The 15,547-nt window shown below is 71.5% G+C and carries 16 protein-coding genes and 2 pseudogenes; 11 read left to right on the top strand and 7 right to left on the bottom strand.

Translation table 11 applies throughout. The features are described from left to right. The first annotated feature begins 15 nt into the window (after positions 1–15). The 6 genes and pseudogenes from ABTZ58_RS06500 to ABTZ58_RS06475 all read left to right on the top strand — a co-directional run bounded on the left by ABTZ58_RS06500 (position 16) and on the right by ABTZ58_RS06475 (position 4,639). A pseudogene (locus ABTZ58_RS06500) lies at positions 16–433 on the top strand (CBS domain-containing protein). 192 nt (positions 434–625) lie between these two features. Then, the gene (locus ABTZ58_RS06495; RefSeq protein WP_351351038.1) at positions 626–793 is read left to right on the top strand and encodes a hypothetical protein; all 168 of its coding nucleotides are present in this window, start codon (positions 626–628) and stop codon (positions 791–793) included. A 104-nt stretch (positions 794–897) separates the two neighbouring features. After that, positions 898–1,965 (top strand): glucose-1-phosphate thymidylyltransferase, encoded by a 1,068-nt coding sequence (locus tag ABTZ58_RS06490; RefSeq protein WP_351351036.1) that lies wholly within the window; start codon positions 898–900, stop codon positions 1,963–1,965. Between the two features lie 19 nt (positions 1,966–1,984). After that, positions 1,985–2,965, top strand: a complete 981-nt coding sequence (gene rfbB, locus ABTZ58_RS06485; RefSeq protein ID WP_351351034.1) for a dTDP-glucose 4,6-dehydratase — start codon at positions 1,985–1,987, stop codon at positions 2,963–2,965. Next, positions 2,962–3,849 carry a dTDP-4-dehydrorhamnose reductase gene (gene rfbD, locus ABTZ58_RS06480; RefSeq protein WP_309097328.1) on the top strand — a complete coding sequence of 296 codons (888 nt, stop codon included), beginning with the start codon at positions 2,962–2,964 and terminating at the stop codon, positions 3,847–3,849. Before rfbB ends, rfbD begins: the two co-directional genes overlap by 4 nt. After that, the gene (locus tag ABTZ58_RS06475) at positions 3,836–4,639 is read left to right on the top strand and encodes a class I SAM-dependent methyltransferase (protein ID WP_351351031.1); all 804 of its coding nucleotides are present in this window, start codon (positions 3,836–3,838) and stop codon (positions 4,637–4,639) included. Before rfbD ends, ABTZ58_RS06475 begins: the two co-directional genes overlap by 14 nt. 56 nt (positions 4,640–4,695) lie before the next feature. Here the strand turns inward: ABTZ58_RS06475 and rfbC are convergent, their stop codons facing one another. The 3 genes from rfbC to ABTZ58_RS06460 all read right to left on the bottom strand — a co-directional run bounded on the left by rfbC (position 4,696) and on the right by ABTZ58_RS06460 (position 7,610). After that, positions 4,696–5,304 carry a dTDP-4-dehydrorhamnose 3,5-epimerase gene (rfbC, locus tag ABTZ58_RS06470; protein ID WP_351351029.1) on the bottom strand — a complete coding sequence of 203 codons (609 nt, stop codon included), beginning with the start codon at positions 5,302–5,304 and terminating at the stop codon, positions 4,696–4,698. Positions 5,305–5,308: 4 nt separating this feature from the next. Further along, positions 5,309–7,246, bottom strand: coding sequence for a glycosyltransferase family 2 protein (locus ABTZ58_RS06465; protein ID WP_351351027.1), 1,938 nt, complete (start codon positions 7,244–7,246; stop codon positions 5,309–5,311). A 112-nt stretch (positions 7,247–7,358) separates the two neighbouring features. Further along, positions 7,359–7,610 (bottom strand): hypothetical protein, encoded by a 252-nt coding sequence (locus ABTZ58_RS06460; RefSeq protein ID WP_351351025.1) that lies wholly within the window; start codon positions 7,608–7,610, stop codon positions 7,359–7,361. A 173-nt stretch (positions 7,611–7,783) separates the two neighbouring features. Here ABTZ58_RS06460 and ABTZ58_RS06455 point away from each other — a divergent pair, with 173 nt between their 5' ends. Beyond that, positions 7,784–8,293: a metallophosphoesterase family protein gene (locus tag ABTZ58_RS06455; protein ID WP_351351023.1), complete on the top strand. Its 510-nt coding sequence runs from the start codon at positions 7,784–7,786 to the stop codon at positions 8,291–8,293. A 35-nt stretch (positions 8,294–8,328) separates the two neighbouring features. On the opposite strand, the gene ABTZ58_RS06450 is transcribed toward ABTZ58_RS06455, so the two are convergent. Further along, positions 8,329–9,435, bottom strand: coding sequence for an XdhC family protein (locus ABTZ58_RS06450; protein WP_351351021.1), 1,107 nt, complete (start codon positions 9,433–9,435; stop codon positions 8,329–8,331). Between the two features lie 193 nt (positions 9,436–9,628). Between ABTZ58_RS06450 and ABTZ58_RS06445 the strand changes: the two genes are divergently transcribed. Next, positions 9,629–11,608, top strand: a complete 1,980-nt coding sequence (locus ABTZ58_RS06445) for a GTP-binding protein (protein ID WP_351351019.1) — start codon at positions 9,629–9,631, stop codon at positions 11,606–11,608. A gap of 191 nt (positions 11,609–11,799) precedes the next feature. After that, a pseudogene (locus ABTZ58_RS06440) lies at positions 11,800–12,195 on the top strand (endoglycosylceramidase); the annotation flags it as partial. Here the strand turns inward: ABTZ58_RS06440 and ABTZ58_RS06435 are convergent. Continuing rightward, the gene (locus tag ABTZ58_RS06435; protein ID WP_351351017.1) at positions 12,188–13,447 is read right to left on the bottom strand and encodes a YncE family protein; all 1,260 of its coding nucleotides are present in this window, start codon (positions 13,445–13,447) and stop codon (positions 12,188–12,190) included. The pseudogene ABTZ58_RS06440 and the gene ABTZ58_RS06435 overlap by 8 nt on opposite strands. Before the next feature lie 160 nt (positions 13,448–13,607). On the opposite strand from ABTZ58_RS06435, the gene ABTZ58_RS06430 reads away from it, so the two are divergent. Further along, complete coding sequence (locus ABTZ58_RS06430; protein WP_351351015.1) at positions 13,608–14,267, top strand: TetR/AcrR family transcriptional regulator; 660 nt, start codon at positions 13,608–13,610, stop codon at positions 14,265–14,267. Continuing rightward, entirely contained in the window at positions 14,249–14,476 is a 228-nt protein-coding gene (locus ABTZ58_RS06425) for an imine reductase family protein (RefSeq protein ID WP_351351013.1), read from the top strand. Before ABTZ58_RS06430 ends, ABTZ58_RS06425 begins: the two co-directional genes overlap by 19 nt. 4 nt (positions 14,477–14,480) lie before the next feature. Here ABTZ58_RS06425 and ABTZ58_RS06420 read toward each other — a convergent pair whose 3' ends face one another. Together ABTZ58_RS06420 and ABTZ58_RS06415 are read right to left on the bottom strand one after the other, a co-directional pair. Next, positions 14,481–14,831 (bottom strand): hypothetical protein, encoded by a 351-nt coding sequence (locus ABTZ58_RS06420; RefSeq protein ID WP_351351011.1) that lies wholly within the window; start codon positions 14,829–14,831, stop codon positions 14,481–14,483. Then, positions 14,828–15,547 (bottom strand): cytochrome c oxidase subunit I (locus tag ABTZ58_RS06415; RefSeq protein ID WP_351351009.1); only part of this gene is annotated, 720 nt, incomplete at its 5' end. The genes ABTZ58_RS06415 and ABTZ58_RS06420, both read right to left, overlap by 4 nt.

The raw sequence follows: 15,547 nt of genomic DNA, 5'->3' as shown, positions 1-15,547 counted from the left end.
AGGAAGAGGAACGTCATGGCTCGGCATGTCCGCGACATCATGACCGCCGACCCGGTCACCGTCGAGCCGCAGACCTCCGTCGCCGAGGTGGCGCGCCTCATGCGCGACGAGGACCTCGGGGTCGTCCCGGTGACGGACGGCGACGATCTGCGCGGGGTGGTCACCGACCGGGACCTGGTGGTGCGGTGCCTCAGCCGGGGCGGCGACCCCGAGCAGACCACCGTGGCCGGCGCCTGCAGCGACGAGCTGGTCACCGTCGCCCGGAGGAGGACCTCGGGCAGGCCGTGGAGCCGATGCGTGAGCACTCCGTGCGCCGGATCCCGGTCGTCGGCCACGGGCACCCCGTCGGCATCGTCTCCCTGGGCGACCTGGCCATGGAACGCGACCCGGAGTCGCGCTCGGCGACATCAGCGCCGCGCGTCCCGACACCTGACCGAGGCGACCCGGCCGACGGCCCCGCACACCCGCCCCGTGTGCGGGGCCGTCGCACGTTCCGGTGAACGGCGGGACCGTCACGAGGGGTTGGGGGAGGGCGTGCCGGCGTCCGCGCCCGTGTTTGTTCGCCTTCTCCCTGGGGACTCGAACACCCGCGGACGCAGAAGGAAGATGATGAGTCGTGACGCCCATGGACAGCCCTGACAAGATGCTCCTCCGCCGGCCCGAGACCGGCTGGTCGAAGGCGCGCCGCCTGCGCGGCAAGGCCGCGCCGCGCACCTGCCTCCCCGCCGTGGAGGACCGGGCCGCCCCCGCGCACTCCGGCCCGGAGTGGAACATCGTCCGGGGTGAGGACTGACCGCTCCGCGGGAAGCCGCTCGGTGACGTGCCGGAGAACCGCACGCGTCGACGACCGAAAGAAGTGATGTTCACATCCGCCGGATGGCGGCTAAGGTGAGCTGAATGAAGGCTCTCGTGCTGTCCGGTGGTGCAGGAACGCGGCTGAGGCCGATCACTCACACGTCGGCCAAGCAACTGGTGCCCGTGGCCAACAAGGCCGTGCTTTTCTACGGTTTGGAGTCGATCGCCGACGCCGGCATCACGGACGTGGGCATGATCGTCGGGGACACGGCCGCGGAGATCGAGGAAGCGGTGGGGGACGGGTCGAAGTTCGGCCTGAACGTCACCTACATCCCCCAGGAACGGCCCCTCGGGCTGGCCCACGCGGTCCTGATCGCCCGGGACTTCCTCGGCGACGACGACTTCGTGATGTACCTCGGCGACAACTTCATCGTCGGCGGCATCACCGGCCTCGTCGACGAGTTCCGCACCCACCGGCCCGACGCGCAGATCCTCCTCACACGCGTGGCCGACCCGCGCGCCTTCGGCGTCGCCGAACTCGACCCGTCCGGCCAGGTGATCGGGCTGGAGGAGAAGCCCGAGGAGCCCAAGAGCGACTTCGCCCTCGTCGGCGTCTACATGTTCACGCCCCTCATCCACGAGGCCGTCCGCGCCATCGAACCGTCCTGGCGCGGCGAACTGGAGATCACCCACGCCATCCAGCACCTCATCGACGCCCGCGCCGACGTGCGCTCCACGGTCATCAAGGGCTACTGGAAGGACACCGGCAACGTCGGCGACATGCTCGAGGTGAACCGCACCGTCCTCGAAGGCGTGGAGCGCCGCATCGACGGCGACGTGGACGAGGCATCGGAGACCATCGGACGGGTCGTGGTGGAGGAGGGCGCCCGGATCGTCAACTCCCGTGTCGTCGGACCCGTCGTCATAGGCTCGGGCACGCTCGTCAGCAACTCCTACGTGGGCCCCTTCACCTCCGTCGCGGAGAACTGCCGGATCACCGACAGCGAACTGGAGTTCTCCATCGTGCTGCGGGACTCCTCGATCCTGGGCGTCGGCCGGATCGAGGCCTCGCTGATCGGCCGGCACGTCGAGGTGACGCCGGCGCCCAGCGTCCCCAGCGCCTACCGTTTCGTCCTCGGAGACCACAGCAAGGTGCAGATCACTTCATGAGCAAGGTGCGGATCACGTCATGAACCTCCTCGTCACCGGTGCCGCCGGCTTCATCGGCTCCCGTTACGTGCGCGCACTGCTCGCCTCGGACGCGCCCGACGCGCCGCGCGTCACTGTGCTGGACAAGCTCACCTACGCCGGCACCCTCGACAACCTCGAACTGACACACCCCAGGCTGGAGTTCGTCCAAGGCGACATCTGCGACGCCGAACTGGTCGACAAGCTGGTGGCCGACGCCGACCAGGTCGTGCACTTCGCCGCCGAGTCCCACGTGGACCGCTCCATCACCGGCGCCGCCGACTTCGTCCGCACCAACGTGCTCGGCACCCAGACCCTGCTCGACGCCGCCCTGCGCCACGGCACGGGCCCGTTCGTGCACGTCTCCACCGACGAGGTCTACGGCTCCATCGAGACCGGCTCCTGGCCGGAGACCCACCCGCTGCAGCCGAACTCCCCGTACTCGGCCTCCAAGGCCTCCTCCGACCTGCTCGCCCTGGCCTACCACCGCACCCACGGCCTGGACGTGCGCGTCACCCGGTGCTCCAACAACTACGGCCCGCACCAGTTCCCCGAGAAGGTCATCCCGCTGTTCGTGACCAACCTCCTCGACGGGCTGACGGTGCCGCTGTACGGCGAGGGCCGCAACGTCCGCGACTGGCTGCACGTCGACGACCACTGCCAGGGCGTCGACCTGGTCCGCACCAAGGGCCGGCCCGGCGAGGTCTACAACATCGGCGGCGGCACCGAGCTCAGCAACAAGGAGCTCACCGGCCTGCTCCTGAAGGCCTGCGGCGCGGACTGGGACCGGGTCGAGTACGTCGAGGACCGCAAGGGTCACGACCTGCGCTACTCCGTCGACTGGTCCAAGGCCCGCGACGAACTCGGCTACCGTCCCCGCCACGACTTCACCACCGGCCTCGCCGAGACCGTCGCCTGGTACCGCGACAACCGCGCCTGGTGGGAACCCCTGAAGCGGCGCGTCGCCCAGGAGCGGGCATGAAGTGGCTGATCACCGGCGCGGGCGGCATGCTCGGGCACGACGTCACCGAGGAGCTCACCCGGCGCGGTGAGACGGTCGTGGCCCTCGACCGCGCCGCCCTGGACATCACGAACCCCGAGGCCGTCGGCACGGCCGTCCGGGAACACGCCCCCGACCTCGTCGTGAACTGCGCCGCCTACACGGCCGTCGACGACGCCGAGACCGACGAGGCCCGCGCCCTGCGGATCAACGGCGAGGGCCCGCGCCTGCTCGCCCGGGCCTGCGCCGCCCACGACGCCCGGCTGATCCACGTCTCCACGGACTACGTCTTCTCCGGCGAGTCCCGCACCACCCCCTACCCGGAGGATCACCCGACAGGCCCGCGCACCGCCTACGGCCGCACCAAGCTGGCGGGGGAGCGGGCCGTACGGGAGGAACTGCCCGGGGCGAGCGCGATCGTGCGCACGGCGTGGCTGTACGGCGCCCACGGCGGCAACTTCGTACGAACCATGATCGATCTCGAAGCGCGCCGCGACACCCTCGACGTCGTCGACGACCAGCGCGGCCAGCCCACCTGGAGCGCGGACGTCGCCGAGCGGATCGCCGACCTCGGCCCCCGGCTCGGCCCGGACACGTCCGGCGTCTTCCACGCCACGAACTCCGGCGAGGCCAGCTGGTACGAGCTGGCCCGCGAGGTGTTCGCCCTCATCGGCGCCGACCCCGACCGGGTGCGCCCCACCAGCAGCGCGGCCTTCCCGCGGCCCGCGCCCCGCCCGGCCTACAGCGCCCTCGCACACCGCCGGTGGCAGGAGATCGGCCTGCCGCTGCCGCGCGAGTGGCGCTCCGCCCTGCATGAAGCACTGCCCCGCATCCGCAAGGAAGGTCTTCCTCGTGAAACGCCATGAGTTCCTCCGGGAACTGCACAAGGTCAGCGCCAACCGCAACTACCTGGAGATCGGCGTCAACGACGGGCGCAGTTTGACGCTGTCCCGCGTCCCCAGCATCGCGATCGACCCCGCCTTCAAGGTGGTCTCGGAGCTGAAGTGCGACGTCCACCTGGTGAAGGCCACCAGTGACGACTTCTTCGCCCGCGACAACCCGCTGCAGCACCTCAAGGGCGGCCGGCACCCGCTGCGCAACCTGCGCCGGGGCCGCAGCCCGATCGGCTACTGGCGCCGCACCACGCTCGACCTCTCCTTCATCGACGGCATGCACCTGTTCGAGTTCGCGCTGCGCGACTTCATGAACGTCGAGAAGTACTCGGACTGGGGCAGTGTGATCGTCCTCGACGACATGCTGCCGCGCAGCATCGACGAGGCGGCCCGCGACCGGCACACCAACGCCTGGACCGGTGACGTCTTCAAGATCACCGAGGTGCTGGCCCGCTACCGCCCCGACCTGGTCACCATCCAGGTGGACACCGCGCCCACCGGCCAGCTGGTCGTCTTCGGCGCCGATCCGAAGAACCGGGTCCTGCACGACAAGTACGACGAGATCATGGCCGAGTACAAGGTCCCGGACCCGCAGAAGGTGCCCGAGGCGGTCCTGGAGCGGGCCGGGGCCGTACGCCCCGAGACGCTCCTCGAAGCCGGCTTCTGGCGCCCGCTGGTCCAGGCCCGCAACCGCGGTCTGCCGCGATCCGTGGGCTGGGAGCCCCTGCGCAGGGCCCTGGAACAGGTCGGCGTCAGTCGCTGAGACACCGGCGCCGGCCGCCCCGGAGGGCGGCCGGCGCCGTCGGTGCTCGCGCAGCGTCAGCCGGATCGCCGTCCGCCGCGCAGCTCCTCGTAGTACGCGAGGCACGCCTCGTACGACGGCAGCAGCCCCTGCCGTTCCGCCTCGGCCAGCGTCAGGGCCTGCTCGTCCTTGGGGGACAGCACCGGCGTGATGCCCTCGGGCCACTCGATGCCGAGCGCCGCGTCGAGCGGGTGGATGCCGTGCTCGCGCTCCGGGGCGTACCCCGCCGAGCACAGGTACACCACCGTCGCGTCGTCGGTCAGCGCCATGAAGGCATGGCCCAGGCCCTCGGCGAGGAAGACCGCCGCACGGGTGTCGTCGTCCAGCCGTACGGCCTCCCACCGCCCGTAGGTGGGGGAGCCCACGCGGATGTCGACCACCACGTCCAGGACGGCACCGCGCACGCACGTGACGTACTTGGCCTGGCTGGGCGGCACGTCGGCGAAGTGCACGCCCCGCAGCACACCCCGCCGGGAGACCGAGCAGTTGGCCTGGGCCAGGGACAGGTCGCGGCCCGTCGCCTCGCGGAACTCCTCGCCCCGCAACCACTCGTGGAAGCTGCCCCGGTCGTCCGGGAAGACCTTGGGCTCCAGAACCCAGGCGCCTTCTATCCCCAGTGGTCGCATTCCGTCACTTTCCTCCGGTCCTGATCCGGGACAACACCGTGCGGCGCGTCCTGCCGAGCACGCGCCGCGCCCGCCGTGCCAGCCGCAGCGCCACTCCGGGCCGCGGCACCTCCACGACCTGCGCCCTGCCGTCGGCGGCGCGCAGCGCGAACGGCAGGCCGGTGAAGCGCGGCTGCTCGCCCCCCGGGGTGGGGCACAGCGCGACGCGCCAGACCCCGTTCGAGAGGTCCTCGGCGGGCAGGTCCGCCTCCAGCACCGACCCGTCCGGGGCGGGGGAGAGGAGGCCGGCCGCGTCGAAGAACCGGCTGCGGGAGACGAGCCGCAGCCGCACCTCCGTCTCTGCCGGGACGTGCAGCGGAACAGGGACCTGGAAGCGACTGCCGGAGGCGGTGACGTCCGTCCGCCGCACTCCGCCCAGCCCGAGCCGCTTGCCGCGGGTGTTGAACTCCAGGGAGAGGTTGCCGTGCGGCTGCGTCCAGTACGGCAGGGCCGTGCGGTCGCCGACGACGCCGGCACCCGGCGCGGGCCGGTCCTCACGGGGCGCCGGGCCCAGCCGGCACTCCTTGGTCCAGCCGCCCAGCTTGACCCGGACCAGCGCGTCCCAGACGCCGCCGGCCGGCAGGGCGGCGGGGTCGACCGTGGCGGTCGCCCGCAGCACCAGCCGCACCTGCTCGCCGTCCCCGGCGGGCACGGTCTCGCGGGTGAACTCGACCGGCTGGAAGTACTGCGCGGCGCTGGAACGCTCCCGCAGCAGCAGGTCGGCCGTGGCCTGCCCGAAGCGCGCGGCGGTCTCCGAGGCCACCCAGCGCACCGCCTCGGTCACGTCCTTCGGCACGTCGGTCAGCGGCGCCGCCTCGGCGTCGGCGGGGAACACCATCGGCTCGCCCGCGGACACGTACTCGGCCGTGAAACCGATCCGGAGGGAGCCGTCCCGCCACTCGACGTCCCCGGGCGCCGCCTTGGGCGCGACACCCGCCTCCCACTCGGCGAACGCCACCACGTCGTCGTACCGGTCGGCGGCCGTCAGCGCGGCGACGACCTGCTGCGTCGGCTGCAGGCCGGCCGCCACCCCGGGCCCGAACCGCTCGACCACGACCTGGTGGATCTCGGCGAACAGCTCCCTGCGGTAGTCGTCCGGCAGCTTCACGAACCGCCGGGCCCGCAGCCGCTCCACCATCTCCACGCGCAGCCAGCGGCGGAACAGCCGGTCACGCACCGGACCCGGCTCGGTGTACCGCTCGACGACGTCGAGGGCCTCGCGCAGGTTCTTGAAGTAGCCGACGGGGTCGAAGCGTTCGAAGCCGGCGTTGGAGCCGTCGTCGCGCCGCAGGTGGTAGTAGCAGACGTAGTCGCTGAGCACGGAGACGTTCTCCGCGCGCAGATACGCCTCCGCGATGAAGACGTGGTCCTCCAGGCGCCGCCTGCCCTCGGGGAAGCGCAGGCCGATGCGGTCGAGGAAGGCCCGCCGGATCATCTTGTGCGGGGTGAGGCTGTCGATGAGCGGGGCGTTCTCGACGGTGGCGCGCGGGTGGTTGCGGCGGAACAGCTCCACCGGCACCCCGCGGCCCTTGCCGGCCATCTTGCCCACGATCACGTCGGCGCCGTTGGCGACGCCGTAGTCGTACATCCGCTCCAGGGCCTCGTCGCCCAGGTAGTCGTCGTTGTCGACGAACATCACGAACTCGCCCCGGGAGGCCTCGATGCCGACGTTGCGGGGCTTGCCCGACCAGCCGGAGTTCTCCTGGTGGATGACCTTCATCCGGGGGTCCTCGGCGGCGAGCGCGTCGAGCCGGGCCGGAGTCTGGTCGGTCGAGCCGTCGTCGACGAAGATCACCTCGTACTCGTCGGGAGGCAGCGACTGCCGCTGCAGCGAGGAGATGCAGTCCTCGATGTAGATCCCCGGGTTGTAGACGGGGACGATGACGCTGACCTTGACCGGCATCGGGTTTCCGGGCCCCTTCGGGTCGCTTGCCGTAGACGTCCTGTTGTACTGCGCGTTGCCCGATGCTAACCCGCTCGACGAGGCCCCCTCACCTTTCGAGACCTCGCCGTGATCATCCGGCCCGCGGGCAACTGAGCTGCGCTGTCTGTCTGTTCGCGGTCAAAATGGTTCGGCCGGCGAGATCCACGGTGACCAGCGTGCTGGTGTGCCGGCTGACGGACGCCATGACGTTCAGCCCGGCCTCGACGGCCTGCGCCCTGACCTGGTGGACGCCGTGGTGGGCGGCGAGCGTGCCCAGCCGGAGATCCTCGGTCGGCGGATCGACCCGCCGGTTCAGTGCGAGCGTGCACAGGCGACGCGTCACCGGCAGCGCGGTTCCGGTCCGGGGGAAGTCGCGGGCGGGGAAGTCGTAGTCGGCCCCGGAAGCGCAGCCGGGGTCGAGGAGCGTCGAAAGGGGACACGCACCCGGTCCTGGCGGGCGACCGGTCGATTCATCCGTATAAGTGGATATCGAAGGGCACCCTCTAGAGTGAGGACGTGCGACTGCTCCTGATGTCCGACACCCACCTGCCCAAGCGCGCCAAGAGCCTGCCCGCCCCCCTGCTCGCCGAACTCCCGTACGCCGATGTCGTCTTCCACGCCGGGGACTGGGTCGACACGGACACCCTCGATCTGCTGGAGGCCCGCTGCCGCCGGCTCGTCGGGGTGTACGGCAACAACGACGGGCCGGAGCTGCGCGCCCGGCTGCCGGAGGTGGCGTACGCGGAACTGGAAGGAGTGCGGTTCGGCACGATCCACGAGACGGGCGCCAGACAGGGCAGGGAACAGCGGTGCGCCGCCCGCTTCCCCGACCTGGACGTGCTGGTCTTCGGCCACAGCCACATCCCCTGGGACACCACGGCCCCCACCGGCCTGCGCCTGCTCAACCCGGGTTCCCCGACGGACCGCCGCCGCCAGCCGCACTGCACGTACATGACCGCCACGGTCGCCGACGGGCGCCTCACGGACGTCGAACTGCACCGGCTGCCACCCCGCACCCCGCGCTGAACGGACCCGTACTGATGTGCCGCCGTGGCTGATGATCAGGAGGACCGGTGCGGATGCACTGCCCCCTTCGTCGCGGACAGCGGCACGCCGGTGCCGCCCCAGCGCAGTGCCACGATCTCCGCGGCGACGGACACCGCCACCTCCTCGGGCGTACGGGCCCCCAGGTCGAGCCCCACCGGTGAGCGCAGCCGCGCCAGCTCCCGCTCGGTCAGTCCCGCCGCGGCCAGCCGTGCCGCCCGGTCGTCGTGCGTGCGGCGGCTGCCCATCGCCCCGATGTACGCGGCCGGCCGGCGCAGCGCCTCCGTCAGCAGCGGCACGTCGAACTTGGGGTCGTGGGTGAGGACGCAGATGACCGTGCGGTCGTCGGTGTCCGTCTCGCGCAGATAGCGGTGCGGCCACCGCGCGACCACCTCCACGTCCTCGGGGAAGCGCCGGGGCGTGGCGAAGACCGGCCGGGCGTCGCAGACGGTGACCCGGTAGCCGAGGAAACCACCGACCCGGGCCACGGCCGCCGCGTAGTCGATCGCCCCGAAGACCAGCATCCGCGGCGGCGGAGCGAACGACTGCAGGAACACGGCGACGGCGTCCTCCCGGCGCTGCCCCTCGGGGCCGTAGTGCCGCAGGCCGGTCGCGCCGAGGGCGAGTCCCCCGCGCGCGTCCGCCGTGACAGCCGCGTCCAGGCCGCTCGCGCCGAGCGTGCCGAGCACCCGGTCCGGCCAGACGGCGAGCGCCGCACCGCGCCGCGCGGGTCCGTCGGTGACGGCGGCCACGATCACCGGCTCGCCCGCCGCCACGGACCGCGCGACCGCGCCGAACGCGGGATCCAGCTCGGGCGACACGGCACGCACCAGCACCGTGATCTCGCCACCGCAGGTCAGACCGACGGAGAAGGCGTCCTCGTCGCTGTAGCCGAAGGTCTCCAGCCGGGCCGCGCCGCTCGCCACCACCTCCCGCGCCAGCTCGAACACCGCACCCTCGACACAGCCCCCCGACACACTGCCCACGACCTCCTCGTCCGGGCCCACCGCCATCGCCGCGCCCGGGTCGCGCGGCGCGCTGCGGCTGACCCCCACCACGGTCGCGAGGCCGAACGGAACCCCGGCCGCGTACCAGCCGCCGAGCACCGGCAGGACGTCACGCACCAGCCGCTCCTCTCCTTCGCGCACCCCCGCCGGGTACCCCGGCGGGGGTAATTCCGTTGTGGCCAGTGGCGCCGTTCTGCTGCACTGCACGGGACAGCCATGTCACCGAGTCCCGAGGAGATCCCGATGCGCCGCACTGCGTGCATGTCCCCCCAGTCAGCAACGGCTCACTCCTCGAAGGACATGACGCTTCGTGCACCTGCTCAACCTCGGGATTCTCGCCCATGTCGACGCCGGTAAGACCAGCCTGACCGAGCGGCTGCTCCATTCGGCCGGGGTGATCGACGAGATCGGCAGCGTCGACGACGGGAACACCCGCACCGACACCCTCGCGCTGGAGCGGCAGCGCGGCATCACCATCAAGTCCGCCGTGGTCTCCTTCCCGCTCGACGGCGTGACCGTCAACCTCATCGACACCCCCGGCCATCCGGACTTCATCGCCGAGGTGGAACGCGTCCTCGGCGTGCTGGACGGCGCCGTCCTCGTGATCTCCGCCGTCGAGGGCGTACAGGCGCAGACGCGGGTGCTGATGCGGACGCTGCGGCGGCTGCGCATCCCGACGCTGTTGTTCGTCAACAAGATCGACCGCGGCGGCGCACGCCACGAGGAGGTCCTGCGGGAGATCTCGTCCCGGCTGACGCCCGGAATCGTCCCCATGGGGACCGTCACCGGCCTCGGAACCCGCCGGGCACGCTTCGTCCCCGGGCCCGGACCCGGCTCGGCCGGCGCCCTCGACGTGCTGACCGAGCACGACGACGCCCTGCTGGCCGCGTACCTCGACGACCGGGTCACCGACACGCTCCTGCGCTGCTCCCTCGTCGCTCTGACCCGGGAGACGCTGGTCCACCCGGTCTATTTCGGCTCCGCCGCCACGGGCGCCGGTGTGAAGGCGCTGCTGTCCGGGATCGAGGAACTGCTGCCGGCGGCCGACGGGGACCCGGACGGGCCGGTCTCCGGCACCGTGTTCAAGGTCGAGCGGGGCCCGGCGGGGGAGAAGATCGCCTACGCCCGGATGTTCTCCGGCACCCTGCGCGTGCGCGACCGGATCCCCTTCGGCGCGGCCGGCGCCGAGGGCCGGGTCACCGCGATCAGCGTCTTCGGCCACGGCACCGACACCCGCGCGGACGCCGTCGCCGCCGGCCGGATCGCCCGGCTTCGAGGGCTCGGCGACATCAGGATCGGCGACGCCCTCGGCGAACCCCGCAAGGCCTACGAGCCTGTCTTCGCCCCGCCCACCCTGGAGACGGTCGTCGTCCCCGGCCCGCACACCCACCGGGGAGCGCTCCACCTGGCCCTCGGCCAACTCGCCGAGCAGGACCCGCTGATCGGCCTGCGCCACGACGAACGGCGCCAGGAGACCTCCGTCTCCCTCTACGGCGAGGTGCAGAAGGAGGTCATCCAGGCCACCCTCGCCGACGAGTACGGCCTCGACGTCACCTTCCGCGAGACCACGCCGCTGTGCGTCGAACGACTCGTCGGCACCGGGCACGCCGTCGAGTTCAACAAGAAGGACCCGAACCCGTTCCTGGCGACGGTCGGGCTGCGTGTCGAGCCCGCACCGCCGGGCTCGGGCGTCTCCTTCCGGCTGGAGGTGGAGCTGGGCTCCATGCCGTACGCCTTCTTCAAGGCCGTCGAGGACACCGTGCGCGAGACCCTCGACCAGGGGCTGCACGGCTGGCAGGTCCCCGACTGCGTGGTCACCATGACGCACAGCGGCTACTCGCCCCGGCAGAGCCACGCCCACCAGGGGTTCGACAAGAGCATGTCGAGCACCGGCGCCGACTTCCGCGGCGTGACCCCGCTGGTGCTGGTCGAGGCGCTGCGGCGGGCCGGGACACGGGTGCACGAGCCCCTGCACCGCTTCCGCGTCGAGGCGCCGGCCGACACCCTGGGCGCCCTGCTCCCGGCCCTCGCCGGCCTCGGGGCGGTGCCGGAGGCGACGCACCACCGGGACGGCCTCTGCGTCCTGCAGGGCACCGTGCCGGCGGCCCGGGTGCACGCCCTGGAACAGCGGCTGCCGGGGCTCACCCGGGGCGAGGGCGAACTGGAAAGTGCGTTCGCGCACTACGCCCCGGTCACGCACGGCACCGTTCCCGAGCGTCCGCGCACCGACCACAACCCGCTGAACAGGAAGGAGTACCTGCTGAACGTGACGCGACGGCTGAGCGGCTGAGGTGGGCGCGTCCGGCGAGCGGTAACTTACTCCGGAGTCAGGGGTGTTGACGGTGTCCGGATATCACCGGACTGTAGTGGACATGCCGACTATCCGAGCGCGTCCCCTGGTCGTCCTGGCCGTCCTCTTCGGCTCGACGGCGGTGGCGGGCGTCCCGCCCGCCACCGCCGCGCCCCGGTCCGGCTCCCTCTGGTTCGACGACCCTCACCTGGAACCCGGTGCCGAACTACCTGCCGAGCGTGCAACGGCTGGTGGGGCAGGGCCAGTACGGGCTGCTGCTGTGGCGGTCGGACGGCGGTCCGGCGCCGACCGAGCTGCATCTGCCGGCGAGTTTCCCGGTGGCGTCCACCACGGTCGTCTCCGACCTGGGCACCGTCCACGCCCCGCCGGCGTACACCGCGACGGCCCCGGTCGGGGTGGCCGAGGAGCCGGGCGGCACGGGAAGCCGCCGCCTGCTGCTCACCGCGCGGGACTCCGGGGTCCTGCACTACGCGCTGGTGACCAACGGGGCGACGGCTCCCCCGGCGGACCTGCTCGCCGCGGCCCGCTCGGAGCTGGCGGCCTGGGCGGCGAAGGAGGTCAGCTAGCGGACGGGCTCGTCCAGCCGGCGACCACCTGACCGAGCCGGACACGTTGCGGGTGGTCGCCGACCGGTACGGACACGGCCTTCCTGCCGGTGGCGAAGTCGATGGCCGTGACCTGGTCGGTGCCGCTCTCGGAGACCACACAGGCCTTGCCGTCACCGCTGACCGTGGCCCAGTAGGGCTTGGAGGCGGTGACGAGCGGGCCCTCCTGGAGGGTCGCGCGGTCGACGACCGTGGCGTAGTCGTCCATGGTCCCGGCCACGCACAGCTTCCTGCCGTCCGGGCTCATGGACAGGCCGTGGTGGCGCGAGTCGTTGACGAAGGTGGTGCGGTCGTCGCTGGTAGCCGGGTTCTTCGGCAGGGTCTTCGTGCGGGTGATCTTGTCGGCGGCCAGGTCGTACTCGAAGAAGCCGTTGAAGAACGACACCTGGAAGTACAGCTTCGACTCGTCCGGTGAGAACACGGCCGGGCGCACCGCGTCCGAGAAGTCCTTCAGCCCGATCGCGTCCAGGCGTGACCGCATGTCGATGACCTTGACCTGCTGGTACGTGGTCGCGTCGATGACGGTGATGCGGCGGTCGCCCTTCGTCCAATCCAGCCAGGGCGCGTCGGTCTGCGTGTTCACCTCCCCGATCGACATGTTGTAGATGTACCGGCCGTCCTTGGTGAAGATGTTCTCGTGCGGCTTGTCGCCGGTGGCGGCTCTGCCGAGCTGCCTGCCGGTCTCGATGTCCAGCACGTGCACGGCGTTGCCGGTGGAGGCCGACACCGCGACCCGCTTGCCGTCGGGGGAGACGGCCATGTGGTCGGCGCGGAAACCGGACACCGGGAAGCGCCAGTTGATTCGCCCGGTGGCGAGGTCGATCGAGACGACGTCGGCGAAGCTGGGGCGGGACACGACCACCGACCTGCCGTCCGGCGTGGAGTACATGTCGTCCACGAACTGGTCGTGTCCCTCGCCGACGCTGTTGCGGATCGTCATGAAGGCGATCCATCTGATCGGATCGGCGTTGATCTCCGCCATCCGCTCGTCCTTGTCGGGGATGACGTCGATCCGGCCGATCCTCGCGAAGTCGCCGGTGGACTTCAGGACGTCGGCGGTGCCCTCCCAGTTGTTGCCCACGAACAGCACCTCGCGCAGCGCTGCGGAGGAGCCCGGGGCCGACGCGGTGGCGGTCGCGGGGAGGGCGGTGGTCAGGGCGAGGGCGAGGGCGGCGGTCAGGGAGCACAGGTGCCGTCGTCGGAAGACGGACATGGCTGATCCCTCCTCTGCGGTGGGGGTGAGGAATCTGAACACACGTGCTTTTAGAGTGAACTTACTGCAAAGTAAGGAAGGAGCGGCTTCTCCACAAGACTGCGTACACGACAAAATCGGTGCACGAACGAGGAATGCGTGCCCGAAGAGGGGAGAGCCGGTGGCGGGCAGACTCAGAGCGCCGACCGGCCGCTACGGCGGCAGGACCGCCGAGGAGCGGCAGGCCGAGCGGCGCCGGCGGTTCCTCGACGCCGCGCTCGACCTGTTCGGCGCCGCCCCCGGCTTCCGCGCCACCACCGTCGCGGCGCTCAGCGAGGCGGCCGGCCTGTCGACCCGTCAGTTCTACGAGGAGTTCCGCACCCTGGAGGACGTGCTCGCCGCGCTGCACCTGGAGGTCAACGGCTGGGCCGAGGCGGCGGTGCTGGAGGCGGCCGCCGCGGCGGCGGACCTGCCGCTGGCCGAGCGCGCCACGGCCATCTTCCGCGCCTACGCCGGGAACCTGGCCGCCGATCCGCGCCGGATCCGCATCACCTTCGTCGAGATCATCGGCGTCAGCCCGCGCCTGGAGGAGCAGCGGCTCGCCCGCCGCGCCAACTGGGTCGACCTCATCTGTGCCGAGGCCGGGACGGCCGCCGCGCGCGGGGAGGCCGCCCCGCGCGACTACCGGCTCGCGGCGACCGGCTTCATCGGCAGCGTCAACGGCCTGCTGCACGACTGGAGCGCCGGCTGGGTGGACGCCACCCTGGACGAGGTCGTCGACGAACTGGTCCGCCAACTGCTGGGCATCCTGCGGCCACCGGGGTGGAGCCCGCGCGGCTGAGTCAGACCCCGGCCCCGGGCGACGACGCCACCGTCGACGTGCGGATCGCGGCCACCGGCCATCTGATCCACGCGGCACAGGCCCGTAGCGTCGACGACGCCCTCCCCGGACTGCTCAGGACCGCGATGGAGAAGGCGAGCGCCGTGGGCCACGGACGGGACAGCTACGCCGGCCTCATCGAGGTGCCGCGCCCCGCGCCGAAGGGCTGATCCGCTAGCCCGCCGCGAGCACGACGAAGTCCACCCCCACGACCAGTGCGAGCCCCAGCAGCAGGCCGGCCAGCAACCGCGCCCTCAGTCCCCGGTAGAGCGCCTCGTACTCGCTCCGCAGTTCCTCCCCGCGGTGCGCCGTGCGTTCCCAGGAGGCCCGGGCGAGGGTGAGGTACTCCTGCGCGAACCGCCGCTCCACCTCCGCCCGTTGCGCCGCCGGCAGCCAGTCGAGACCGGCGGCGAAGCGGGCGGCGGCGGCGCGGGCCTCCGCACGTGCCGCTGCGACGAGCAGATGACCCTCGACCTCGTTGTGGAACGCCCGCAGGTCCACGGGCGGTTCGCCCGTCGCGGTCATCGGAGCGTCAGCTCCCGCTCCGCCGCCGCGACCCGCGCGTGGTGCAGGTCGAACGCCGGGGACTCGCTGCGGATCCTGGGCAGGGCGGCGAAGTTGTGCCGCGGCGGCGGGCAGGAGGTCGCCCACTCCAGGGAACGGCCGTAGCCCCACGGGTCGTCGGCCGTGACCCGCTCGCCGTACCTGGCCGTCTTCCACACGTTGTAGAAGAACGGCAGCATCGACATCCCCAGCAGGAACGAGAAGACGCTCGACACCGTGTTGAGGGTCGTCAGACCCTCCACCGCCAGATAGTCGGGGATCCGCCGCTGCATGCCCTCGGCGCCCAGCCAGTGCTGGACCAGGAACGTGCCGTGGAAGCCGATGAACAGCGTCCAGAAGGTGATCTTGCCCAGGCGCTCGTCCAGCATCCTGCCGGTGAACTTCGGCCACCAGAAGTGGAAGCCGGAGAACATCGCGAACACCACCGTCCCGAAGATCACGTAGTGGAAGTGGGCCACCACGAAGTACGAGTCGGAGACATGGAAGTCGAGGGGCGGCGAGGCCAGCAGCACCCCCGTCAGCCCGCCGAACACGAACGTGATCAGGAAGCCGGTGGCCCAGAGCATGGGTGTCTCGAAGGAGAGCGAGCCCTTCCACATGGTGCCGATCCAGTTGAAGAACTTCACACCGGTCGGGACCGCGATGAGGAAGGTCATGAAGGAGAAGAACGGCAGCAG

Source organism: Streptomyces sp. NPDC094143, assembly GCF_040303825.1.
GTDB lineage: Bacteria > Actinomycetota > Actinomycetes > Streptomycetales > Streptomycetaceae > Streptomyces.
This window is presented reverse-complemented; position numbering and strand designations above follow the sequence as displayed.

Excerpts from the sequence above, each read along its gene's own strand:
- ABTZ58_RS06465 (WP_351351027.1), bottom strand. The coding sequence starts at position 7,246 with ATGCCGGTCAAGGTCAGCGTCATCGTCCCCGTCTACAACCCGGGGATC.
- ABTZ58_RS06490 (WP_351351036.1), top strand. The coding sequence starts at position 898 with ATGAAGGCTCTCGTGCTGTCCGGTGGTGCAGGAACGCGGCTGAGGCCG.
- ABTZ58_RS06420 (WP_351351011.1), bottom strand. The coding sequence starts at position 14,831 with ATGACCGCGACGGGCGAACCGCCCGTGGACCTGCGGGCGTTCCACAAC.
- ABTZ58_RS06495 (WP_351351038.1), top strand. The coding sequence starts at position 626 with ATGGACAGCCCTGACAAGATGCTCCTCCGCCGGCCCGAGACCGGCTGG.
- ABTZ58_RS06435 (WP_351351017.1), bottom strand. The coding sequence starts at position 13,447 with ATGTCCGTCTTCCGACGACGGCACCTGTGCTCCCTGACCGCCGCCCTC.
- rfbD (WP_309097328.1), top strand. The coding sequence starts at position 2,962 with ATGAAGTGGCTGATCACCGGCGCGGGCGGCATGCTCGGGCACGACGTC.
- rfbC (WP_351351029.1), bottom strand. The coding sequence starts at position 5,304 with ATGCGACCACTGGGGATAGAAGGCGCCTGGGTTCTGGAGCCCAAGGTC.
- rfbB (WP_351351034.1), top strand. The coding sequence starts at position 1,985 with ATGAACCTCCTCGTCACCGGTGCCGCCGGCTTCATCGGCTCCCGTTAC.